Genomic DNA, 22,067 nt, shown 5'->3' on the forward strand with positions numbered 1-22,067 from the left:
AGCTACACCTTTGGCGCGTCGAAGTTCCAGGGTTCGTCGGTGTAAACACAGACGTTGGCATCTTCAATATCGCCATCGGGGGCTTCAACGTGCTGGGCAAAGAAATCCTGAATTTCCTTGCGCTGGCAGTGCGCCTCGAACTCTTCGCGGCTGGCCCAGATTTCATGGAACACAATCGGGTAACTGGTGCCCTGCGCGAAGGGGTTTTCGATCTGCCGCGTCACGGTGTAGTGGATGCAGGCATCTTCACGATGCGCATTGGGTTCTAACGCCTGCAGCGCTTTAAACACCGCTTCTTCTTTACCGGGCTTGGGCTTGAAACCCGCCACACAATAGATTTTTTCTGACATGCTTGGATCCTGAATCATTGAACGACTGACTATTATGCGCTTGGTCACGCTACCTGGACAATGTGACTCGGCCAAGGTTCGGCCGTTTTACTGAGCGGCACTCTCTGCGACGTCGCGCAGTACATCCGCCACATTATCGAGGGGCAGATCGCACTCTTCCAAACCGTGGCGTTCAGCAAGATAGTGAGGGTCGTTCCACTCCAGACGTACACCGTCGTCGGTTTCGCGCACCACCATCTTTTGCGGGAGGTCCAATGCGACGCTTCCCTGGCATTGCATCATGGGGGTACCGGCCTTGGGATTACCAAAGATAAACGTCATGGTAGACGGTAGCTCAAGGTCGTTGTTCGCCGCGTTTTGCCCGTGATTGACGGTGGCCATGATGTTCAAGCCATTATCCTCCAGCGCCGTATTAAGCTGCCTCACGACGGTGCTGTAAGCTGAATCACTGGTGACATGTTCAATGCCGTTGTCACGCTCGGCCAGAACCGGCTGGCTCAACAGTCCGCCAAGTACCGCAATTCCCAACCCATAAAAAGGGCGCATAGTTCCTCCTTGTCAATTATTTGAGCAGCCGGTTGGCCAGGGTTTCCAGATCGGTGACCGTCATATCGGGTTCGATGCCCCAGGGGTCGAAGGGGGCATCAGAACTGCGGCGTACCCAGGCACTGCGCAACCCCGCATGGGTTGCCCCGATCACATCAAAGGGATTGCTGGAAATCAGCCAGGTATTTTCAGGGCGGGTTTCCAACCGGGTTCTTAAAAACGCATACACCGCCGGGTCGGGCTTGAAGCGTTTGATGTCATCAACGCTGACAACGTCATCCATATGCTGGTCAACGCCTGCGCGTTTCAACAACGCCGAGACGGCGTCAGACGTGCCATTGGAAAAGGCCACGCAACGCATACCGGCATCGCGGAGCTGGTCAAGCGCTGGCACGACATCAGGAAAGGCGGGCAATTCGGCATAAACCGCCATCAGGTGATCATAGTCGTTATCGGAGAGGCCGGTCTGCAAGGCCCGGTCGGTGAACACCAAGGCTTCCCGGGTGCATTCCACAAACGGTACATAGGCGCCCATCAAGCCATGGCGAAAGCTGTACTCCAGCTGCTTGTCGCGCCAGCGGCGGGCGAATTCGGCCGCTTTTTCCCGGTCGGGCAAACGTCTTTCGAGCTCGACCTTGACCCCCTGGGTATCAATCAGCGTGCCGTATACATCAAAGGCTAGTACGGGCTGCATGGAAACTCCTTAGATTTACGGACGTGACGTGTATTTAGCATAGTCGACGCGTTGAAAAACAAAAATGCCGCTGCCCTGTTCACAGGCAGCGGCATTATCTTGTCGACCCTCTCAATCACACCGTGAACGCGGCTTCTTTTTCACCGGTTTTCAGGTCACCTGCGCGCACCAGCTCATCGGTAACACGGTCGATGGCGCGCTTGGCGCGGCCGATCATGTCGTCCACCTCTTGACGGTTGATGGTCAGCGGCGGCGCAAAGCCGAGAATATCGCCCTGGGGCATGGCGCGGGCAATCAGGTTCTCTTCCATGGCGGCTGCCGCCACACGAGGGCCCACTTTCAGCGCCGGATCGAAATGCAGGCGCTGCTTGGCATCCGGCGAGAATTCGAGCGCGGCCATCAGGCCAACACCACGCACGTCGCCCAGCAGCGGGTGGCCTTCAAAGGTGGCCTTGAGTTGCTGCTGGAAGTAGGCGCCGGTTTCGGCCGCGTTGCCCACCAGGTTTTCACGCTCGATGATCGCCAGGTTGGCAAGTCCGGCCGCACAGCCCAGCGCATGGCCGGAGTAGGTCCAGCCGTGGCCGATGGGGCCATACTCGCCGGTGCCCTGCTCGAGCACCTGCCAGACTTTCTCGCCAACGATGACGCCGGAGAGCGGTTGATAAGCGCTGGTCAGGCCCTTGGCGATGGTCACCAGATCAGGCTTCATGTTGTAGTGGTGGCTGCCGAAATCGGAGCCGGTGCGACCGAAGCCACATACCACTTCGTCGGCAATCAGCAGCACATCGTACTTGGCCAGTACGGTCTGAATCGCATCCCAGTAGCCTTCCGGCGGCGGTACGATCCCGCCGGTGCCGAGTACCGGCTCGCCGATAAAGGCAGCGACGGTATCCGGGCCTTCTTCCAGAATCATCGCTTCCAGCTTGTCGGCGCAGAAAGCGGAGAACTCAAGTTCGGACATACCGTGCTGTTCGGCGGCACGCAGGTAGTAGTGCGGCGCCTCGGTGTGGCGAATCGTTTCAATCGGCAGGTCGAAATGGTCGTGGAAGGCTTTCAGGCCGGTCAGCGAGCCCGAGGCAATGCCGGAACCGTGGTAACCGCGCATCCGCGAAATGACCTTCTTCTTCTGCGGGCGGCCCAGCACGTTGTTGTAGTAGCGCACAATCTTGAGCTGGGTTTCGTTGGCGTCCGAGCCGGACATGCCGTAGTAAACCTTGGACATGTTCATGCCGGCAATTTTCAGAATCTGCTCGGAAAGCTCGATCTGCGGCTCGTTCGAATGGCCCACATAGGTATGGTAGTAAGAGAGTTCCAGAGCCTGCTTGTAGATCGCCTCGGCCACTTCGGTGCGGCCATAGCCGATGTTGACACAGTAAAGCCCGGCGAAGCCGTCGATGAATTCACGCCCATCCTTGTCCACGATATTGATGCCTTTACCGCCGGTAATCACCCGGCCCGGCGCATCGCCGTGGGCAAAATCACGCAGATGAGTGGAGGCATGAAAGGTGACGTTGCGGTCACGTTCGATCAGATCCTGGTGCAAGCTCATGGTGTTCCCTCTATACGGTAAACCTCCCCGATCAGCGGGGAGGATGTTGAAAATATGCCAAGCTTTTTGGGCTAGCTCCCGGACACGGAGCCCAGGGCGCCAAGGCAGTAATACTTGGTTTCGAGGTACTCATCGATACCCGTGGCGCCGCCTTCACGGCCAAGGCCGGACTGCTTCACGCCGCCGAACGGTACCGGCGGGCCGGTCATCTTCACCGAGTTGACGCTGACCATGCCATACTCCAGCGCGCGCATCAGCTTCCAGATGCGGCGGATATCGTGGGTATAGATATAGGCCGCCAGGCCGTACTCGGTGTCGTTGGCCATCTCGATCGCTTCATCATCATCGCGGTAGGCGGTAATACCGGCCACCGGGGCGAAGTTTTCTTCCCGCCATACTTTCATCTGTGGCGTGACGCCGGTCAGCAATACAGGCATGAAGAAGTTTTCGCCAGGCGCCTGGCTCTGATCACCCGCTACCATGGTGGCGCCGCGAGAGACGGCGTCATCGACGATCGAGGCGGCTTTTTCTACCGCCTGGCGATGGATCAAGGGGCCCAGGTCGATTTCGCTTTGCAGACCATTGCCCACGGTAAGCGCTGCCATGCGCTCAGCGAAATGCTCGACGAACGCATCATGAATCGACTCATGTACCAGAATGCGGTTCGCGGCGAGGCAGTCCTGCCCGGCGGTCTGGAACTTGGCGGCAACGGCTGCGTAGGCGGCTTCCTTGGGGTCCATATCCGGACCGACAATAAAAGGTGCGTTACCCCCCAGCTCCAACGATAGCCGCTTGACGGTGTTGGCGCTTTGCTCGATCAGGATGCGTCCGACGCGGGTGGACCCGGTAAACGACAGCGCCCGAATACGCGGCTCGGCACATAGAATCTTGGACACTTCCGCAGGGTCGCCCAGTACCACATTGAAGATGCCTTCCGGAATACCCGCGCGCTCGGCCAGTTCCGCCAGCGCCAGGGCTGAAAACGGGGTTTCGTTGGCCGGTTTGATAACCACAGGGCAGCCCGCTGCCAGTGCCGCAGCGGCTTTGCGGGTAATCATCGCCAGCGGGAAGTTCCACGGCGTAATCATTGCCGAGATGCCCACCGGCTCCTTGATGGTGCCCAGCGAGGCATTGGGAATCGGGCTTGGGATGGTATCGCCGTAGGTGCGCTTGCCTTCTTCGGCAAACCAGCGCACAAAACTCGCACCATACTCGACCTCACCGCGCGCGTCCGGCAGCGGCTTGCCCTGCTCCAAGGTCATGATGGTTGCCAGGTCTTCGCGGTTGGCTTGAATAAGGTCGTACCACGCCAGCAGTTTCTCGCAGCGCTCATCGGCACGCAGCGCCCGCCACTGCACAAAGGCGTCCTCGGCAGCATCAACCGCTGCGGTGATCTGGCCAGCTTCCATCAGCGGAATATGGCCAATGGCTTCACCGGTTGCCGGATCAATCACCGCTTCTTCGCGACCGCCTTCACCATGGGTCCACTTACCGTTCACGTAGGCATACTGCCGGAACAGGCGTGGGTCTTCCAGGCGCTTGGCGAGCGTTGTCGATAGTGTGGTCATGGAAACCTCCCCTGGTTGACGCCTAGCGTGGGCGACAGCCGTTGCACATTAAAAATGACGGCCTGAGCCGTCGTGTTTCGATGTGTCTAGCCTAAGGGAGATTGCGCACGAAGTGTTTTTGAAAGGGCCGGATAATTCTGGCCCTTTTTTGGCGAACAGTGACTTAACACTGTGTTTTTTTGGCAGCGCCGTTGATCAGTCGTCTGAAGGGTTCAGCAATGCCTCCTCGGTGAAGACCACCAGCCCTAACTCCGGCCGGTAGCCATGGATCTCGGTCACATCCAACGCCTGGAGAAAGTCGAGAATTTCTTCGCTGATGACCTGTCCAGGCACCAGTACCGGGAAGCCTGGCGGATAGGGGATCACGAAGCTTGCCGACACCACATCTCGCCCTTCACGCATCTGCGCCTGCAATTTGCCGTTATCGAAACGAAGATACTCCGTGTTTTCCTCGTCGTAGGCGAGGAAATAGGCGGTGCGAATATCGCCCTGGGGGGTATCCGCACTGGGACGGAATGCATCATGAAAGCGGCTGAAGTCCGGCAAGGGTGGCAGGTCATGATTCAAGGAATACACCTGCTGTTCGATAATCTTGCGCTCAGGGCGACTGCTGTCTTCCAGGCGATACTCGAACTCTTTAGCCAGTTTGATTAACACATCCAACAGGTAAGCAATCGATCCGCGGGTCGTGCCGATATTGGTCATGAACAGCACGGTATTGCGCGATGTCTTGTTGATTTGAATACCGTACTTGTTCATCAGATATTCGTTCTTGAAGGTATCGCCATCGACCCCTGTGTTGCCGATCGCGATGGTCACGCGGGAAGGGTCCACCACAAACTCATCGCGCGCCCAGGCTTCCTCCATCTTGTTCCAGCCGGTCACCGGGTCGTAATAAGACTCGACACCCGACTCACGGTAAGCCTCAGGCACCATGTCGCTATTTTTCAGTACGCGGAAATACTTTTGCAGTAACGGATGCGTATACAGCTGTTCGCGGAGCGACAGCGCCGTTTCGACCTGGGCGTGCACCAGCTCGAAGCCCTCCATTTCCGCCTGCATCCGTCCTACGTCCAGCGACGCCACAATTTGGTAATTGGGTGAAGTCGAGGTATGCGTCATGTAGGCCTCATGGAAAGAGGCCTCCACCTTCTGGCGAAAGTCCTGATCCCAGACGTGAATCATCGAGCCTTGTCGCAAGGAAGTCAGCGTTTTGTGCGTCGAATGGGTCGCATAGGTACGAATGCGTACCTCATCCGGGTCGGGCATCAGTCGCTGGTCAAGCCAGGTCGCGTCATCTTGCGGGTCGAGCTTGTCGAACTCCGCTTTCCAGGCCGCATATTCTTCACGATAGCTTTCACTGCGATAACGATACCGCAGGGTGCTTGCCGTATTCATCGCGGTACGCGGCCGATAAGTGGGGTTGAAGCCCGCGAAGGCGAACCAGGCTTCATCCCAGAGGAACACCAGGTCCGGCTTGATCGCCAGACATTCTTCCATGACGCGGCGAACGTTATACACAATGCCGTCGAAGGTGCAGTTGGTCAGCAGTAGCATCTTCACCTTGTGCAACTGGCCAGCGCGCTTGTAGGCAAGCAGTGTCTTCTTGATGTCGCGCAGCGGCACAGCACCGTACATGGAGTAGTCGTCGAGCGGATAGGAGTCCAGATAACTGACATGCGCACCGGCCAGCACCATCCCGTAGTGGTGCGATTTGTGGCAGTCGCGGTCGATGAGCACGATGTCCTTCGGCTTGATGAGGGCTTGCACCACGATCTTGTTGGCGGTTGAGGTGCCGTTGGTGACAAAGAAACTACGACGCGCGCCGAAGGCCCGGGCGGCATACTCTTGTGCCTTTTTAATCGGCCCGAAGGGTTGTAGCAGAGAATCGAGCCCACCCGACGTCGCCGATGTTTCAGCCAGAAATATGTTGATGCCATAGAAGTCGATCATGTGGCCCGCCCAATGGGAGCGGGTCACCGACTTGCCCCTGGAAATGGGCATGGCGTGAAACACCCCGGTGGGTTTTTTGCTGTATTCACGCAGGGCATCAAAGAAGGGGGTGCGGTAACGGCTATCGATCGCGCGCAGAATGGTGTGGTGCTGCTCGATATAATCCGTTTCACGGTAGAAGATACGGTTGAAATATTGAATGTCCCGGCTCGCCGTGGCCTCCACATCCCCGCTGGTGACCAGGAACTGATCGATTTCCGGGCGCAGCTCATGAATCATCGAGCTGAGCAGGATACTGCGCTCGGCTTCCGTTTGATGTTCCAGTTCCTTTTCCGACAGGCCTTCCAGGTAATTACGCAGGGCGCTGAGGTTGTACTTTGACTTGTAGGGAAACTCGTAGCGGATCAGGCAGGCCTGAATATTGGGATTGACCAGGATGGCAATCAACGCATCCTCGAAGCTCTTGACCGTAACCACGTCATAGACAAAACGATCCTCGGGGCGACGCATGTTGTGAAACGCTTCGCGCACCACCTCCTCTTCCTGGTTGGAAAGGTTGTCGACGATCAACAGCTCGAAATATGGCTGTGCCGAACTGTTGGAAGCCGGATGCCCGCGGCGCAGCTGATTGAGCGCATCGAGTGCTTCCATGTCCTCTGCCCCGGCATCCGTCTCGGAGAGGTCGACATGGCGACGTCGGTAGGACTCGCTGATCAAGGCTCTTACCAGGCGTTTTACGACTTTATCCAGCAGCGCGTATTCACCCCGGTTGAAGAGTGTCCACAGATGGCGGAAATCTTCCTTGGAGGGAAAGGCGTGATAATCCTCGATGATTTCCAGGCGAGTCAGCTTGACGTCGATGGACTTGATCAGGTTCTTGGCGCGATTCTCGTCGTCGAGCCGGGTCAGAATTCCCAGGTCACGTTTAAGGGCATTCCAGGTGTCGGCCCGCAGTTGGGAGATTTTGTGATAAAAACCCAGGGCGGTGTAGGACGTTTCGGTGGGATTATTCTCTGACATGACGACACCATCCTTTGTTGGTATTTATCTAGCAACGCATTGGCATGGGCAACGCGTCAATCAGCTGTATAGCCCTCGCGAGCCGTAGCGCACGATTGTTTGTTCTTCGCAAAATTTATCGAAACTCAGATCCAGCACCCTGCCCGGCCAACGAAACTCAACACGCCCTTCCTTGGGGTAATACACCGAGGTGTAGACGGTTCCAAGGCCGCGCTGGTAGTCGTGGCGAAACAGGGGAGGCGCGGAAAACGCCGCTATCAGACGCTCGTTGGTGGTCTCGTCATCGTCCACCAGAATCGAAAGCTGACGCTCGCGGATCAGCGTTTCCGAGGCCAGCGCGTGGGCATACCATTCGATTTTCTTTTGATGATTAGTGGCCACCGCAACTCGCCGGATATTGGCGCGGCGGTCCGGCGCAATCATCGCCGTGACATAGCGCCCACAGGCATCCGTCACGGTAATGTTGTAAGCCATGTGGGTGGGCACGCGTTCAAGTACCGCCGCCGCTTCGGGGACCGTATCGCAGAACTCAAGGATATAGCGCAGGATGATCGGCGCGCCGAAGCCATCCCCGACCACCTTGCGACCACCAAATGCCAGGGAAACGGCAAGCCCCGAATCGTTCATCCCATCCAGCACGCCCCACAGACAGTCCGACATGGCGATCACCCGGCGCTGATTCCAACGGGTGTAGAGAATCGTGCCCTCGCACAGCTCCGGTGGATAATCATAGTTGCGTGCCAGCACGGTAGACGTCGGCCTTGCCAACACCGCCTGGGAACAGCCGGTGATATAGGGCGGCGGCCGGTACAGACTGAGCAGCCGCGATGCCAGATCGCCGCCACCTGTCAGTGCGCAAAGGGTGCGATAGGTATCCAGCAGCTCCGGCATGTGATGACGAAAAGCGTTGTAACACTCCAGATAGGAGGGCCGTTCGCGTTCACCTTCGGACAGGTACCAGGGCTCATAGGCAGGCCAGTGGTACTCAAACAACGATTGCCACTTGGGCCCCGCCTGCTCTTCGTGAACGGTGCGAAACGTCAATGCCTTGTCCAGCTCGATCCCTGGCGCACGGCCCGCTGATAAATTTCCGTCCATACTCACAGAATTTTGAAGTTGCCACCGCCAATCGCATGGCTGACGGCAACTCCCTCCACCACAGGATCTTGCAGCGCCTGACCCGCATATTCACCGCGAATGCCTTTGATCCAGGCCTTGGCCCGCTCATTGAGATTGAAATCGTCGTCCATCAGGCGACCGCGGGTGATGAGAATGCCAAGATCCGCGCCTTCGTAGCGGAAGTCACCGGCGCCGCTAATGCGCATGAAAAAGGCTTCCTGCTCGTTTTCAGCGGCGTGGGGATGGTAGCTGTAGTGGTCATAGTTGATGCTGCCGTCGTCGCTGATACGCCATACCCCCGTCTTGGGGGCCTGGGTAAGCAGGTCCACGCTCTCGTCGGTGTGCTTGATGACCAGCTGGCTCCAGCTGTCGACGCTTTCAGGATGCGCCCAGCGCTCATTGATATCATCGATATCAAGGTCGAAATCGAGGTCTGAAAACTCCAGCAAGTGGAAAAGAAACAGCGGGATATCGGAGTGGGCAAACGCCGCCACGTTAGTCAGCGAACTGGCGCCGGTAACGCGCGGATTGAGCTCGCCCAGGTAGACATCGTCGGTATCCATGTCGATCAGGAAGTCGAGCTCGAAATAGCCGCGGTACCCTTCTTCGCGAAGCGCCTCACCGAATTGGAAGGTATAGTCACGCGCCTTGTCGCGCACTTCCTGGGTAAAGGCACCCGAGAACATCTCGTTGCCGCACCAGCCGCCCTTGTAGGGCGTCAATGTCTTGAACCCGACAAGTTCTGTCATCAAGGGGCCAACGACGGTACCGCAACGGGTGGCGCACGCCTCGATTGCCGAGCCGCGGCAATTGATCCGCTTCATGATCTTGACTTCAGGCTCGGCTTCAATCTCTTCGGCGTGCTTGTAATAGTCTTCTTCATTGGCAATGAAGAAAGTGGTATGCCCGGAGTCGCCAAAGGCGGTCTGCACCACCAGGTCGCTGCCGAGCTCCTGGCTGACCTCACAAAGCTCCTGATAGCTGCCGACCTTCGCCAGTACGTTGGGCACGCTGGGCACGCCCGCTTTATTGCCGATGCGCACCGTCTCGATCTTGTTATCCATGCGTTGGCGTAGCGTCGCCGGGGGAAAGGCAATCTTCAGCCCCAGTTGCTTGCAGATGTCTTCGGTATGCTCATCGAACATCAGGAAAGACGCAATACCGGCGTTATCACCGGTGGATCGCGACTGAATAAAATCAATCACCTCCTTATGTTCCAGCAGGTAGTTGTTGATATCTTCAATGCCTTCAAAATCACGCGGGAATTTTTCTTTAGGCACGAAAATGTTTCGCTGCTGCCCCTCAAAACAGTCGATGTAATTGATATGGCGAAAATTACTCACCCAGTCGCCAATCCCCAACAGGTTGAAATTGGTCGCTGATATGAAGTAAATCGGTTCCTGGTTATTGCGAAAGTGACGACGAACATCGGCAATGGAAGTGATCTTGCTCATGGTTGATGCTCCCTGGGTGGCGGAAGGAGTGCGCGTGTTATCAAGCGTCGTCTGTGAGGACGACGGAGCGCTTGAGGGCTCAACAGCATTGCTGGCGGCCTTATTGTTCTGCGCGGGGCGCAATAGCCGACGCATCAGATCCAACAGAAATTTCATCGATGGTCTCCCTTTGCCGGCCATTGCCGGGATTAATGTTCCGGAGGCGTCTCTAGATCAGCGCGTCCGGGCTTTACCAACGGCCCCAAGGTGTCCAGAAAGGCGGAAGAGCCGCCTTCGTTTGCATAGAGGGAGAAGTTCACCTTCCGGTCGCGGAAGCTCTTGAGCGGCTGGCCAAGGCCATGCAGGCCCCTCTCACGTTCGCGTCTCACCCGGTTCAGGTCGATCTCGATGGGTATCACTTGCTCACCACTGCCTGCCTGGTGGATGACGTCGCCAGAAGGCCCGACCACAATCGAGCGGCCATTGCCCAGGGCACCAGCCCCGTTGATATCGAAGAAGTAACACTGATTGAGCGCCGCGTTGGTGCGGGCAATGGAAAGCTCCAGGTCCCGATCAATGGTATCGGTCATGGTGGGGTGCAGAATGACCTCGGCGCCCATGGCGGCCAATGTGCGGGTCGTTTCCGGGAACCACATGTCGTAGCAAATCGAGATCCCAAAGCGCCCGACGTTTGGAACGTCAAAGACAACAAATTCGCTGCCGCTTTCCACACCGGCTTCGAAGGGACGGAACGGGAACATCTTGCGGTAACGCGCCACCACCTGACCCATGGGGTTGATGACCACGGAGGTGTTGTAGATGTGTTCGCCGACTTGCTCAAACATGGAACCCGGTATCAACCAGATGCGATGCTGCAAAGCCAGTTGGCAAAACATCGCCTCGGTATCACTGGGCAAGGGTTGGGCATGATGGGGGGAAGCCCCCATGGGCATGAGTTCACTGAACAGCACCATCTGAACCTGAGGAAAACGGGCCATCAGTGCGTCAACTCGATGACGCATGGCTTCGGTATTATCGCCGTGGTGCAGGGCATGCATTTGGACACCAGCAATGGTGAAGTAAGACATCGGGTTCTCTCTGCGTTAGGCGAACGGATTGTTTAAGCTTAGCTTGACGATATAGCTCGATGATTCAGGTGCGTATATTCCATTAGGCGAATGAGGAAATGTCATTTATCTCATAGTAAGCCAACGAAACGCTGAATTGGCGTTGACCAAGCACCTAGCAATATCAATATTTCAACTTTTTGACGCACTGCCACAATAAGCTTGCCGGGTCGAAGCTCGGGCGAGGACTAGAAGAATGGCTAACGAAATGAGGGAAGGCAAATTCGCCGCACCAGTATGCGTTTTAAACGGCTGATGCGGCGGCTCGCTAAACATCAATATCGATGCCGATAGACTCCTGCTTGACGGTCTTGGTCACGATATAAGTAAAGTAGCGCTCGATACCCGCGTCCGAGACCAGCCATTTGTCCATCAGGCGCTGGTAGCTATCGATGGTGCGCGCTTCGAACTTGACCAGGTAGTCCACACCGCCCCCGACCGCCACGCACTCGGTGACTTCCGGGGTTTGCATCACCAGGGCTTCGAAGCGCGCAAAGCTGTCGGCGTTATGCTGCTTGAGCTCGATCTGAACCCAGACGGGGTTGCGCGGCACCAGTACGTCGGTGTCGATGCGGGCACTGTAACCTTGAATGATACCGGCATTTTCCAGGCGTTTTACCCGCTCCCAGCACGGGCTGACCGATAGGTTGATCGCGGCGGCCAGCTTCGATTTGGTGATCCGCCCATCGCGGGAGAGGATGTCGAGAATTTTCAGATCGTAACGGTCAAGTTTCATCACGGTGAATGTTACGCCTCCAGACGCTCAACAACATCGGCAATCACCGCCAGGGTGTCCCCCATATTGATCAGCGAGGGCGCGCGGCGGGCCATTAGAATACCGTCACGCTCCGCCTTGTAAGCGACCGGCTCGGTACCGCTGCGGGTCATGTCGTACACGTAGGCAAGGGTCTGGCCTTTTGTCACCGTGTCACCCAGCGCCACCAACAGCTCCAGCACGCCTGAGTGCTGGCTCTGCACATAGCAGCTGGCATCGGGCATATCGAGATACGTCTGCCCACCTGCGGGCATCTCCACCTCGCCTTCTATCAGGCCGTAGTGGATCAGGAAATTGCGCACGCCGCGTTGCGTAATGGCGATGCTTTCGGGGGTGGAGGTGCCTCCGCCGCCAAGCTCGGTAGCCACAAACACCTTGCCCTGGCGTTCGCAGGCGGTATCGAAGAGTTTCTCGGCATCCAGCTCGAACATCACCATGGCGTAGGGCGCGCCGAAGGCTTTGGCGCCTTCGAGGGCTGCCTGCTGCTGGCTTTTGTCGTCCAGCACGTGGGAAGCGCCGAAAGGCAGGATATCCAGGGTGCGGCCGCCGGAGTGCAGGTCGAGTACCACATCGCTCATCGGCACCAGCACGCGGGTGAAGTAGTCGGCGATTTGTGAGGTGACACCGCCATTGGGGTCCCCCGGAAAGCTGCGGTTAAGGTTGCCTTTATCCATGGGCGAGGTGCGCTTGCCTGCCATGACGGCCGGGGTATTCATGCACGGCACGATAATCACCCGTCCGGTGACGTCTTCCGCCTTCAGCGTTGAAGACAGCTTCAACAGCGAGGTAATGCCTTCGTACTCGTCGCCGTGGTTGCCACCGGTCAGCAGCGCCGTGGGGCCGTCGCCATTCTTCACCACGGTGACCGGGATCATCACCGCGCCCCAGGCGGATTCATCGGTGGAGATGGGCAGCTTTAAAAAGCCGTGCTGCACGCCGTCGGCGTCAAAATCCACGGTGGCCGAAATCGGGCTGGGCCGCTGTTGGCTGGAGGTTATCGTCATGGTGTCTTCCTTAATTACTTAACAAACAGCTGGCGCGGAAAATTGGCCAGGGTTTCGCAGCCGTCTTCGGTGATCAAGATGCTTTCGGTAATTTCCAGGCCCCAGTCGTCCACCCACAGGCCGGGCATGAAGTGAAACGTCATGCCCGGCTGCAGGATGGTCTCGTCTGACGGGCGCAGACTCATGGTACGCTCGCCCCAGTCGGGCGGATAGGAGAGTCCGATCGAGTAGCCACAGCGAGCGCCGCCGCGGTCGAAGCCATATTTATCCATGGCCGCCCCCAGCGCCATGGCAATATCCGCCGTCCGATTACCCGGCTTGGCCACTGCCAGGCCGTTCTCGATACCCTCCAGCAGCGCCGACTCCGCGCGGATAAAATCCATCGGCGGCTTGCCCAGAAAGACCGTGCGCGACATCGGGGCGTGGTAGCGCTTGAACACGCCGGCGATCTCGAAAAACGTGCCTTCACCTTCACGAAACGGCGTGTCATCCCAGGTCAGGTGCGGCGCCGCGGCGTCCTTCCCCGTCGGCAGCATCGGAACAATGGCAGGATAATCGCCGCCGAACACCTTGCCGTTTTCGTCTTTCCAGCCTTCGATGCCGACGCGGTAAATTTCCGATACCAGCTTGCTTTTGGGTACCCCGGGTTCCATTACTTCCAGAATGCGCGAGTGCATGCCTTCCACGATCCTGGCGGCAATCCGCATGTAGGCGATTTCCTGGGGTGACTTGATCTGCCGACACCAGTTGACCAGAGCGTTGGCATCCATAAAACGCGCATGGGGCAGTTCTTTCAGCAGGCTCAAGTACGCCTTGGCAGAGAAATAGTAGTTGTCCATTTCCATGCCGACCACGCCCAGGTGCCAGCCCCGATCGGGCATGATCGACTGGGCCAGGTATTCCATGGGGTGCATGTCCGGATTCTGGACATAGTAATCCGGGTAATAGGTGATGTTCTCAGGATCAATCCAGCAGGTGAGCAGCGCGCCGTTGGCATCCATGCGGCGGCCAAACCATACCGGCTCGCCCTCGAGGCCCACCAGCACGCACTGATGCACGTAAAACGACCAACCGTCGTAACCGGTCAGCCACGCCATGTTGGAGGGGTCACTGACGATCAAGACGTCAATGCCTCTGCCAGCCATTTCAGCACGCACCTTCCACAGGCGGTTAGCATACTCTTCACGAGTGAAGGGCAGGGAAACCTGAGTCATCGGGCAACTCGCCATTAAAGATCACTAAGAACCAGCGCCGCTGGGCCACAGGATCGACCTGGCCACCGCCACAGTAGGCCCGCCAATGTCGTCTTGAGCCGATACTAGCACTCACCCTTGGTTGCCGGTCAAAGCCTTTATTACAAAATGTGCATACGGCATGCGAATCGGTGCTGAAACATCCCTCTCAAACCGCTTTATCGGCGTTCCGCGCTTTGTCGGCAAGCGTCCGGGGTCCTGCCTATTGGCCAAGCGCCGCTAAGAAAGGTGTTGCAAAGGCAACGGGCATATAAGCTTGCAGCGCTTTACGATGCTCCCCATGATAGACGCAACGAACAAGCGTCTGAGGGAGACAAGGCAATGAAGATCGTCGTACACATAGACGAGGCCGCCGAGTGGCAACAAGCGCTGGCCGATGCGTTTCCTGATGCCCAGGTCGTCACCAGCGATGCGCCAGCAGATCAGCGTCAAAACGCCGATTATCTGGCCGTCTGGAAAGCGCCTGCGCATCTGCTCGAGGAGCAGGCCCAGCTTAAAGGCATTATCAACCTCGGCGCAGGCGTCGACTACCTGCTCAAAACCCCGGGTCTGCCAACGGATGTGCCCATCGTCAAGCTGCGCGATGCGGGCATGGGCGAACTGATGGCCGACTATGTGCTGTATGGCGTGCTGCACTTCTACCGCAGCATGGACCGCTATACCGCTCAACAGCAGCACGCCAACTGGCAGCCGCAGAATGTCGTGGCGAAGTCTCAATGGCCGGTGGGCGTACTCGGCCTGGGGGCGATTGGCCGCTATGTGGCCGATGTGCTGCATCAGGCGGGCTTCCCGGTGCTTGGCTGGAGCCGTTCACCCAAACAGATCACCGGTGTGCGCTGCCACCATGGCGATGACGGGCTTGACGAGCTCTTGGGCCAGGTGCAGACGGTGGTCACCATACTGCCCGATACCGCCGCCACCCGGCATATTCTTGACGCCGAGCGGCTTGCCAAGCTGCCCGATGGCGCCAGCGTGATCAACCCCGGTCGGGGCAGCCTGATTGACGAGCAGGCACTGCTGGAAGCGCTGGGCAACGGCAGCCAACCTGGCCACATCCGCGGTGCCCTGCTGGACGTCTTCGAGGAAGAGCCGCTACCCGACGAGCATCCGCTGTGGCAGCATCCCAGGGTCCTCATCACGCCGCACATGGCCGCCCCCACGCCCCTCAGTGACGCCATCGACCAGGTGATTGATTACGTAAAGGCCTTTGAAGCAGGGGAAACCGTCACCACTATTGACCCTGAGGCCGGTTACTGAAGGCCGAAACAGACGGCGTGCTATCCTGTCCCTGCGGGACAGGGAGTAAACCCTTGTAAACGAAGGAGAAACGTACCATGACGTCGCCCCTCCATGATTATCAACGCCACGACGCCCTGCTGGTCGTCGATATGCAAAACGACTTCTGCGAAGGCGGTGCGCTGGCGATTAACGGCGGCAGTGCTCTGGTGCCGGGCATTAATACCGAGATTGCCGCCGCCCTGAACGCCGGTGCCACCGTGGTGGCTTCCCGCGACTGGCACCCGGTGGACCATGTCAGCTTTAGCCACCGGGGCGGCCCCTGGCCGATACACTGCGTTCAGGATACGCCGGGAGCGGCTTTCCACCCCGACCTCACCCTGCCCGATGAGGTCATTCGCGTCAGCAAGGCCACGGCGTTCAACGCCGATGCCTACTCGGCATTCGATGGCACCGGGCTTGGCGAGTACTTGCGCGAAAACGGTATCCAGCGCGTCGTGGTCTGCGGCCTGGCGCTTGATGTCTGTGTTCATGCCACGGTGCTTGCCGCCTGCCGTGAGGGCTTTACGACCCTGTTGCTGGAAACGCTATCCGCCGCGGCTGACCCTGAAGCCGTCGAGCGCTGCCGCCATGAAATGCAGGCTGCCGGGGCCGAGGTACGCGCATGAATGAACCGTTAACGCTGAGCGTTGCAGACGAGGAGTTGGCGCTATTAACCGACCTCTACCAACTGACCATGATCCAGGCGTACTGGAAGGAGGGCATACATGACACGCCCGCGACTTTCAGCCTGTTTTTCCGCCAGTTGCCCCCGTCACGCCGCTTTATCCTCGCCTGCGGCCAGCAGCACGCTGCGGCCAAACTCAGCCAGCTGCATTTTAACGATGCGGCCATTGAAAAACTCGCTTCGACCGGGCGCTTCGACGACGATTTTCTGAATTGGCTCGCGAACTGGCGGTTTTCCGGGGACATCTGGACCGTGCCCGAAGGGACGCCGCTTTTTCCCCATCAGCCGCTGCTTGAAGTGGACGCGCCGATCGCCGAGGCACAACTGCTGGAAAGCCTCATCATGAATCTCGTGCAACTGGAAACCGTGCTCGCCTCCAAGGCCGCCCGCATCGTGTGGGCGGCAGGCAACCGCCCGGTGGTCGACTTTGGCATGCGCCGTGTACACGGCATTGATGCTGCCGTGCGTGGGGTCAGGGCCTACAAGACCGCCGGGCTGAACGGTACCAGCAATGTGCTCGGCGGGCTGCGTCATGACCTGCCGCTGAGTGGCACCATGGCGCACAGCTATGTTCTTGCCCATGACGATGAGCCATCGGCATTTCGTGCCTTCGCCCGTCACTACCCCAACACCACCTTACTGGTCGACACCTACGATACCCTGGAAGGCGTCAGGCATGTGATTGACATGCTCCGCGACCTACCCGATTTATCGGTGGGTGCCGTACGCCTCGACTCCGGCGATCTAGGCCAGCTTGCAGGCAAGGCCCGCGCCTTGCTGGACGATGCCGGTTTCACCGACATCAAGATCATTGCCAGCAGCGGCCTGGACGAGCATGGCATTGCCGAGCTTGTCGCCCAGGAAGTCCCCATCGATGCCTTTGGCGTAGGCACTCAAATGGGCGTTTCGGCAGATGCCCCGGTCATCGATCTCTCGTACAAGCTGGTTGAATACGCCGGGCAGCCAAGGGCCAAGCACTCCCCCGGCAAAATCAGCCTGCCGACACGCAAACAGATATACCGCCGAAAGGATGCTGCCGGGCGGTATATTGGCGACACCATTGCCCAACGCGATGAAACCGACGTCCCCGGAGAAGCCCTACTGAGCCCGGTGGTACAAAACGGTGTTATCATCCCCGACACGATGGCACAAGCACATCAAGCCAGGGCTCGCGTGGCGGATGCCCTACCGCGTTTTCCTGCCTCGGTGACGGCATTGGAGCAAGGTGAAAGCGATTACCCGGTGGAACTGAGTGACACCCTGAAGCATCTATCGTCCACGGTGTGATAGCACTAGGCTACCCCCGTTGGCTGGACTACTACTTGTCAGGGAAACTCAAAATGCGATGCGCTCTACGACCTCCTCTTACGTACCCGCGCTGCCTTGCGGTAGCGGTTACACTCTGTTTTACCGGCTTGACGACGGCCGTCGCCGATGTGTCGCCCGGCACGGCTTTCTCGACGCCGAAGCCTTTTGAGGCACACTACCGGCTCAAGGTCGACGGCTGGCCAAGCGCCAATATTACTCACCATTTGAGCCAGGAAGAGAGCCACTGGCTAAGCGACATGCGCTTCTCGATTGCCGTGGTCAGTGGTGAAGAGCGCAGCCGCTTCAGCGTCGCTGACGACGCCACGCGTGCACTGCTTTATAACAGCCGCTACTCGCTGTTTGGCATCGGCAACGATTACCAACTCAAGGAAGAACAGCTCACGACCCTTGATCGGCAAACGGCTCTGTTCGACCTTTCCCGTCGTGCGGGAAAGGAAAACTGCAGCGCATCGGCCCCCTGCGATCTGCGCTTTCTCGATCATGAGGGAGAAGAGGAGCACTACCAGTACTATATGGAAAGCCAAGCCCCCATCAACGTCCCCGCCGGTGAGTTCGACGCACTGAATGTCATCATGCTCAATGCAGAAAAAAATGACCGTGAGCTTCACCTGAGCTTTCATCCGGACTGGCCCGGACTGTTGCTTTCAGCGGAATATTTCAAGGACGGCGAGCGCGAAACGCAGATTGCCCTGACCGACTTCAACCCAAGCGGGGGCGACACGCCGTAAATGCTTTCCGGATTACTGATTGTCCTTCTCCCGCTGCTGCTGGGTTACCTGGTATCTGTCCCCGCGTTACGTTGGCAACAGCGCATCAACCATGCCGTCAACAGTGCCGTTTACATCATCCTGCTGCTGATGGGCATTAGCCTGGCCGGGCTTGAAAACCTGTCCAACCAGCTTGCCAAGCTGGGCGGCAACACCCTTCTCCTGTTTAGTATTACCACCCTGCTTAACCTAGTCGCGCTGTGGTGGCTGTCGCGCAGGGTGGCGCTAAAGGCAGGCCAGTCACCGGTGGTCAAGGATGCGCCGACCAGCAAGCTCGCCGCGATGCAGGGCTCGTTATTGTTGGTTGCCGTAGTGGCGGCTGGGGTGATGGCCGGCCTGTTGGCCGGCCCGCGGTTTGGGGAAGGTCTGTTTTCCACGGCCGATTTGTTGGCCGAATGGGTTCTCTATGGCCTTCTGGCGCTGATCGGTTGCCAGCTGCGCAACTCGGGCATGCCGCTCAAGCAGATCCTGCTCAATCGCCTGGGGCTGGCCATTGCCGTCACCCTGGCGCTTAGCTCGCTACTGGCAGGCCTGTTGGCCGCCCCGCTTCTGTCACTCAGTTGGAACGAAGGCCTCGCCATGGCCGCAGGCTTTGGCTGGTACTCGCTGTCGGCGATCCTGATTGGCGACCAGTTGGGGCCACTGATGGGGGGCGTGGCGTTTTTCAACGACCTGACCCGCGAGCTGCTGGCATTTATCCTGATTCCGCTGGTGATCCACCGCCACACGGCGCTGGCCATCGGCTACGGCGGCGCCACCTCCATGGACTTCACCCTGCCCGTCATTCAACAACACGGCGGCGTGGCCTGCGTTCCCATCGCCGTGGTCAGCGGGTTTATTCTCTCGCTGCTGTCACCGCCGCTTATTCTGTTCTTTCTGTCGCTTTCGGGTTAGCGATACCCGACGTTCATTGATCAGTATGACGGCACTCACCCCTTACCGCGCTTTTCAGACAGTCTCGCAATGCAAGGCCCGTTAGTCCGCGGCCGAGTAAAACGGTGAGCTTTGCCAGGGCGGCTTCCAGTGTGATGTCGCTTCCAGCGATCACGCCCGCCTGATTGAGCGCGGCTCCGGTGGCGTAGGCGCCCTGCACCACCTCGCCCTGGGCACACTGCGTCACGTTGAGCAGCGCGACGCCGCGCTCGTTGGCCGCTTTCAGGGCTTCAAGCAGCTCGCCTCCAAAGCTAAGCGGATTGCCAACGCCGTAGCTGTAAAGCACCAGGCCTTTCAGACGCCCATCAGCCAGCAACGCCCTTGCCCGGCGCAACGACATCCCCGGATGCAGCGGCAGTACCGCGACCGCCTCGTCGTCCACCTCAATAGGGGCAAAGTTGGGCAGACCGCTCAGCAGTGCCGAGGGCTGGGGGAAACTTACGCCAATACCCAGTTCAGCGAGCCAGGGAAAGTTGGGGGAGTCGAAGGCATCCAGGCCTTGAGTGCGCACCTTGCGCGCCCGGTTACCGCGCAATAGCCGGTCATGAAACGCCAGGCTGACTTCGCAAGGTGTCGCGGGGTGAGCCGCAAGCTGTAACGCGCTGACGATATTATTCAACGCATCGCTTCTTGCCTCACCCAAGGGAATTTGGGAGCCGGTGAAAATCACCGGCTTGTTCAACGCACCGAGCATAAACGAAAGTGCAGCGGCGCTGTACGCCATGGTATCGGTGCCGTGGAGTACCACAAAGGCGTCGTAGTGGGGCCAGTGGCTTTCCAGCAGCGCCACCAGACGGTTCCAGGCAACTGGCATTAGCTCGGCGCTATCCATCAGCGGCTGTATCTCAATCACATCAAACGCTGGCAGCCGGTAAGGGTCACCCAGCGCCAGGTGCGCCGCCAGGCGTTCGGCCAGCCCCGCGCAGGGTATATAACCTTGTGGCGATGGCTGCATACCAATGGTCCCACCGGTATAGAGCATCAGTACGCGGGGCATGGGTTCTCCTATTTTGTCTTAGCAATACGTTCCAGTTAACTGCTTACTTCGCAGGCACCCCTTCCAGGCGCTGCTTTAATGCATCAGCCTCTTCGGGGTCCAGTTCCCAGGCTTTGGGATCCAGATCGAGATCCGGGTGCTGGTTAGCATCAAAAATCGGCTGTTTGATGCCCTGACGACGCTGCCCGTCGAAGTCTTTCAAAATGCGCAGGCCGCGCTTGAACAGCATGATCAGCGCCAGCAGGTTAACCACGGCCAGAAGCCCCATGGTGACATCGGCAAAGCCGAATACGGTGCCCAAATCGGTGGTCGCGCCCCAGCACACCAGCAGCACGATGGCTACTCGGAAGGCATTGAACAGGTTCTGGTTGTCACGGCTGAAAAAGTTGAGGCTGTTCTCGCCCAGATAGTAGTTGTACAGAATGGTACTGAAGGCAAACAGCAGCAGCGCCAGGCTGACAAAGGTGCGTCCCCATTCGCCCACATGGTCGGCCAATGCGGCCTGAGTTAGCGCGATCCCCTCAACGCCAGCGCCTACAGCGGGGTCATAAGCGCCGCTAAGCAGAATCAAGAACGCCGTGGCGGAACAGATGATCACGGTATCGATGAAGACCGAAAATGCCTGCACGATACCCTGGTTAGCCGGATGCGGTACGTAGGCCACTGCCGCCACATTGGGCGCACTACCCAGGCCCGCTTCGTTGGAAAACAGGCCACGCTTCAGGCCCATCATGATCGCCGCGCCAATACCGCCACCCATCAGCGGTTCAAGGCCGAAAGCACTTTTCACAATCAGCGCGATAATGCCCGGAATGTCACCGATGTTCATGGCAATGACCAACAGCGCAATGGCGATATAGCTCACCGCCATAAAGGGCACCAACACTTCGGAAATACGCGCAATCCGCTTGATACCGCCGAAGATAATCAGCCCGACGAGCATCGCCAGAGCAATACCGCTATACAGCACCGGCACGCCGAAAGCGTCACCGAAAGAGGTCGCCACTGAATAAGATTGCAGTGCGGTAAACGCAAAACCGAAGGTCAACAGCAGCAGTGCCGAGTAGAACGCTGCCAGCCAGCGCCACTGCTTACCCAGCCCTTTCACAATGTAGTAAGCGGGACCGCCGCGATAGGTGCCGTCACCTTCGGCCTCTTTATAGGTCTGTGCCAGGGTGCATTCCAAAAAGCTGGTGGCCATGCCCATCAAGCCCACCAACCACATCCAAAAAATTGCCCCTGGGCCACCCAGCGTAATCGCCACCGCCACACCGGCGATGTTGCCACCACCGACACGCCCGGCTACAGACAGCACCAGCGCCTGGAACGAGCTTAAATGGCCGTGTTGGTTGCGCTTGAAGGCCTGGCCGGAGCCCAGGATACGAAACATCTCACTGAAATAGCGAAACTGCACAAAGCGGGACGCAACGGTAAAACCGATGCCAACCCCCACCAGCAGCACCAGCAGCACCTTCCCCCACAGAAGGTCATTGAGCATATCGAGCATGTGATTCTCTCCGCGTTGTTGTATTAGCGTTATGTTGGAATACGTGGCTATTTAAAATCGCGCGTTTGGAATGCGCGCCGCGGAGAACGTTTTACCAAGCGTGGGGCAGGATGAAATTTGGCGCAGCGTTGCAGTTGTATGCAGTAACTGCATCAGCGAGTGCACCAGAGTGCATCACAA

General features: G+C 58.3%; 19 protein-coding genes. 5 read left to right on the forward strand and 14 right to left on the reverse strand.

Annotation, left to right across the window (positions count from 1 at the left end; all coding sequences use genetic code 11):
* Window positions 1-2: 2 nt before the first annotated feature.
* The 12 genes from ADS46_RS17965 to doeA all read right to left on the reverse strand — a co-directional run bounded on the left by ADS46_RS17965 (window position 3) and on the right by doeA (window position 14,352).
* The gene (locus ADS46_RS17965; protein WP_066322503.1) at window positions 3-350 is read right to left on the reverse strand and encodes a putative quinol monooxygenase; all 348 of its coding nucleotides are present in this window, start codon (window positions 348-350) and stop codon (window positions 3-5) included.
* An 87-nt stretch (window positions 351-437) separates the two neighbouring features.
* Window positions 438-896 carry a DUF302 domain-containing protein gene (locus ADS46_RS17970; protein WP_066322504.1) on the reverse strand — a complete coding sequence of 153 codons (459 nt, stop codon included), beginning with the start codon at window positions 894-896 and terminating at the stop codon, window positions 438-440.
* A gap of 16 nt (window positions 897-912) precedes the next feature.
* Window positions 913-1,590 (reverse strand): haloacid dehalogenase type II, encoded by a 678-nt coding sequence (locus ADS46_RS17975; protein ID WP_066322506.1) that lies wholly within the window; start codon window positions 1,588-1,590, stop codon window positions 913-915.
* A gap of 115 nt (window positions 1,591-1,705) precedes the next feature.
* Window positions 1,706-3,139: an aminotransferase gene (locus ADS46_RS17980; RefSeq protein ID WP_066322508.1), complete on the reverse strand. Its 1,434-nt coding sequence runs from the start codon at window positions 3,137-3,139 to the stop codon at window positions 1,706-1,708.
* A 71-nt stretch (window positions 3,140-3,210) separates the two neighbouring features.
* Complete coding sequence (locus ADS46_RS17985; protein WP_066322510.1) at window positions 3,211-4,707, reverse strand: NAD-dependent succinate-semialdehyde dehydrogenase; 1,497 nt, start codon at window positions 4,705-4,707, stop codon at window positions 3,211-3,213.
* A 195-nt stretch (window positions 4,708-4,902) separates the two neighbouring features.
* Window positions 4,903-7,680: an aminotransferase class I/II-fold pyridoxal phosphate-dependent enzyme gene (locus ADS46_RS17990; RefSeq protein WP_066322512.1), complete on the reverse strand. Its 2,778-nt coding sequence runs from the start codon at window positions 7,678-7,680 to the stop codon at window positions 4,903-4,905.
* A gap of 60 nt (window positions 7,681-7,740) precedes the next feature.
* A complete protein-coding gene (locus ADS46_RS17995) occupies window positions 7,741-8,778 on the reverse strand; it encodes a C45 family autoproteolytic acyltransferase/hydolase (RefSeq protein ID WP_066322513.1) in 1,038 nt (345 codons plus the stop codon).
* A 2-nt stretch (window positions 8,779-8,780) separates the two neighbouring features.
* Window positions 8,781-10,409, reverse strand: a complete 1,629-nt coding sequence (locus ADS46_RS18000; RefSeq protein WP_234346877.1) for a biotin carboxylase — start codon at window positions 10,407-10,409, stop codon at window positions 8,781-8,783.
* Between the two features lie 32 nt (window positions 10,410-10,441).
* A complete protein-coding gene (locus tag ADS46_RS18005) occupies window positions 10,442-11,320 on the reverse strand; it encodes a carbon-nitrogen hydrolase family protein (RefSeq protein WP_066322515.1) in 879 nt (292 codons plus the stop codon).
* Between the two features lie 307 nt (window positions 11,321-11,627).
* Complete coding sequence (locus ADS46_RS18010; protein WP_066322516.1) at window positions 11,628-12,098, reverse strand: Lrp/AsnC family transcriptional regulator; 471 nt, start codon at window positions 12,096-12,098, stop codon at window positions 11,628-11,630.
* Window positions 12,099-12,106: 8 nt separating this feature from the next.
* On the reverse strand, window positions 12,107-13,138 hold the full coding sequence (doeB, locus tag ADS46_RS18015; protein ID WP_066322521.1) for a N(2)-acetyl-L-2,4-diaminobutanoate deacetylase DoeB: 1,032 nt from the start codon (window positions 13,136-13,138) through the stop codon (window positions 12,107-12,109).
* A 14-nt stretch (window positions 13,139-13,152) separates the two neighbouring features.
* Entirely contained in the window at window positions 13,153-14,352 is a 1,200-nt protein-coding gene (gene doeA, locus ADS46_RS18020) for an ectoine hydrolase DoeA (RefSeq protein ID WP_066322524.1), read from the reverse strand.
* A 360-nt stretch (window positions 14,353-14,712) separates the two neighbouring features.
* On the opposite strand from doeA, the gene ADS46_RS18025 reads away from it, so the two are divergent.
* The 5 genes from ADS46_RS18025 to ADS46_RS18045 all read left to right on the forward strand — a co-directional run bounded on the left by ADS46_RS18025 (window position 14,713) and on the right by ADS46_RS18045 (window position 19,344).
* Window positions 14,713-15,648 carry a 2-hydroxyacid dehydrogenase gene (locus ADS46_RS18025; RefSeq protein ID WP_066322529.1) on the forward strand — a complete coding sequence of 312 codons (936 nt, stop codon included), beginning with the start codon at window positions 14,713-14,715 and terminating at the stop codon, window positions 15,646-15,648.
* A 77-nt stretch (window positions 15,649-15,725) separates the two neighbouring features.
* Window positions 15,726-16,295, forward strand: a complete 570-nt coding sequence (locus ADS46_RS18030) for a nicotinamidase (RefSeq protein WP_066322532.1) — start codon at window positions 15,726-15,728, stop codon at window positions 16,293-16,295.
* The gene (locus tag ADS46_RS18035) at window positions 16,292-17,641 is read left to right on the forward strand and encodes a nicotinate phosphoribosyltransferase (protein ID WP_066322535.1); all 1,350 of its coding nucleotides are present in this window, start codon (window positions 16,292-16,294) and stop codon (window positions 17,639-17,641) included. Before ADS46_RS18030 ends, ADS46_RS18035 begins: the two co-directional genes overlap by 4 nt.
* 53 nt (window positions 17,642-17,694) lie before the next feature.
* A complete protein-coding gene (locus ADS46_RS18040) occupies window positions 17,695-18,411 on the forward strand; it encodes a hypothetical protein (RefSeq protein WP_066322539.1) in 717 nt (238 codons plus the stop codon).
* Complete coding sequence (locus ADS46_RS18045; protein WP_066322540.1) at window positions 18,412-19,344, forward strand: lysine exporter LysO family protein; 933 nt, start codon at window positions 18,412-18,414, stop codon at window positions 19,342-19,344. It begins immediately after the preceding gene.
* A gap of 13 nt (window positions 19,345-19,357) precedes the next feature.
* On the opposite strand, the gene ADS46_RS18050 is transcribed toward ADS46_RS18045, so the two are convergent.
* On the reverse strand, window positions 19,358-20,380 hold the full coding sequence (locus tag ADS46_RS18050) for an asparaginase (protein ID WP_066322541.1): 1,023 nt from the start codon (window positions 20,378-20,380) through the stop codon (window positions 19,358-19,360).
* A 43-nt stretch (window positions 20,381-20,423) separates the two neighbouring features.
* Complete coding sequence (locus ADS46_RS18055; protein WP_066322543.1) at window positions 20,424-21,887, reverse strand: alanine/glycine:cation symporter family protein; 1,464 nt, start codon at window positions 21,885-21,887, stop codon at window positions 20,424-20,426.
* Between the last annotated feature and the right edge of the window lie 180 nt (window positions 21,888-22,067).

The sequence above is a fragment of the Halomonas sp. G11 genome (assembly GCF_001663515.1).
Taxonomy (GTDB): Bacteria; Pseudomonadota; Gammaproteobacteria; order Pseudomonadales; family Halomonadaceae; genus Vreelandella.

Coding starts and splice junctions, on each gene's coding strand:
- ADS46_RS17995 (WP_066322513.1), bottom strand. CDS start 8,778: ATGGACGGAAATTTATCAGCGGGCCGTGCGCCAGGGATCGAGCTGGAC.
- ADS46_RS18055 (WP_066322543.1), bottom strand. CDS start 21,887: ATGCTCGATATGCTCAATGACCTTCTGTGGGGGAAGGTGCTGCTGGTG.
- ADS46_RS17965 (WP_066322503.1), bottom strand. CDS start 350: ATGTCAGAAAAAATCTATTGTGTGGCGGGTTTCAAGCCCAAGCCCGGT.
- ADS46_RS18025 (WP_066322529.1), top strand. CDS start 14,713: ATGAAGATCGTCGTACACATAGACGAGGCCGCCGAGTGGCAACAAGCG.
- ADS46_RS18035 (WP_066322535.1), top strand. CDS start 16,292: ATGAATGAACCGTTAACGCTGAGCGTTGCAGACGAGGAGTTGGCGCTA.
- doeA (WP_066322524.1), bottom strand. CDS start 14,352: ATGACTCAGGTTTCCCTGCCCTTCACTCGTGAAGAGTATGCTAACCGC.
- ADS46_RS18045 (WP_066322540.1), top strand. CDS start 18,412: ATGCTTTCCGGATTACTGATTGTCCTTCTCCCGCTGCTGCTGGGTTAC.
- ADS46_RS17985 (WP_066322510.1), bottom strand. CDS start 4,707: ATGACCACACTATCGACAACGCTCGCCAAGCGCCTGGAAGACCCACGC.
- ADS46_RS17980 (WP_066322508.1), bottom strand. CDS start 3,139: ATGAGCTTGCACCAGGATCTGATCGAACGTGACCGCAACGTCACCTTT.
- ADS46_RS18005 (WP_066322515.1), bottom strand. CDS start 11,320: ATGTCTTACTTCACCATTGCTGGTGTCCAAATGCATGCCCTGCACCAC.
- ADS46_RS17990 (WP_066322512.1), bottom strand. CDS start 7,680: ATGTCAGAGAATAATCCCACCGAAACGTCCTACACCGCCCTGGGTTTT.
- ADS46_RS17970 (WP_066322504.1), bottom strand. CDS start 896: ATGCGCCCTTTTTATGGGTTGGGAATTGCGGTACTTGGCGGACTGTTG.
- ADS46_RS18040 (WP_066322539.1), top strand. CDS start 17,695: ATGCGATGCGCTCTACGACCTCCTCTTACGTACCCGCGCTGCCTTGCG.
- ADS46_RS18050 (WP_066322541.1), bottom strand. CDS start 20,380: ATGCCCCGCGTACTGATGCTCTATACCGGTGGGACCATTGGTATGCAG.
- ADS46_RS18000 (WP_234346877.1), bottom strand. CDS start 10,409: ATGAAATTTCTGTTGGATCTGATGCGTCGGCTATTGCGCCCCGCGCAG.
- ADS46_RS18030 (WP_066322532.1), top strand. CDS start 15,726: ATGACGTCGCCCCTCCATGATTATCAACGCCACGACGCCCTGCTGGTC.
- ADS46_RS17975 (WP_066322506.1), bottom strand. CDS start 1,590: ATGCAGCCCGTACTAGCCTTTGATGTATACGGCACGCTGATTGATACC.
- doeB (WP_066322521.1), bottom strand. CDS start 13,138: ATGACGATAACCTCCAGCCAACAGCGGCCCAGCCCGATTTCGGCCACC.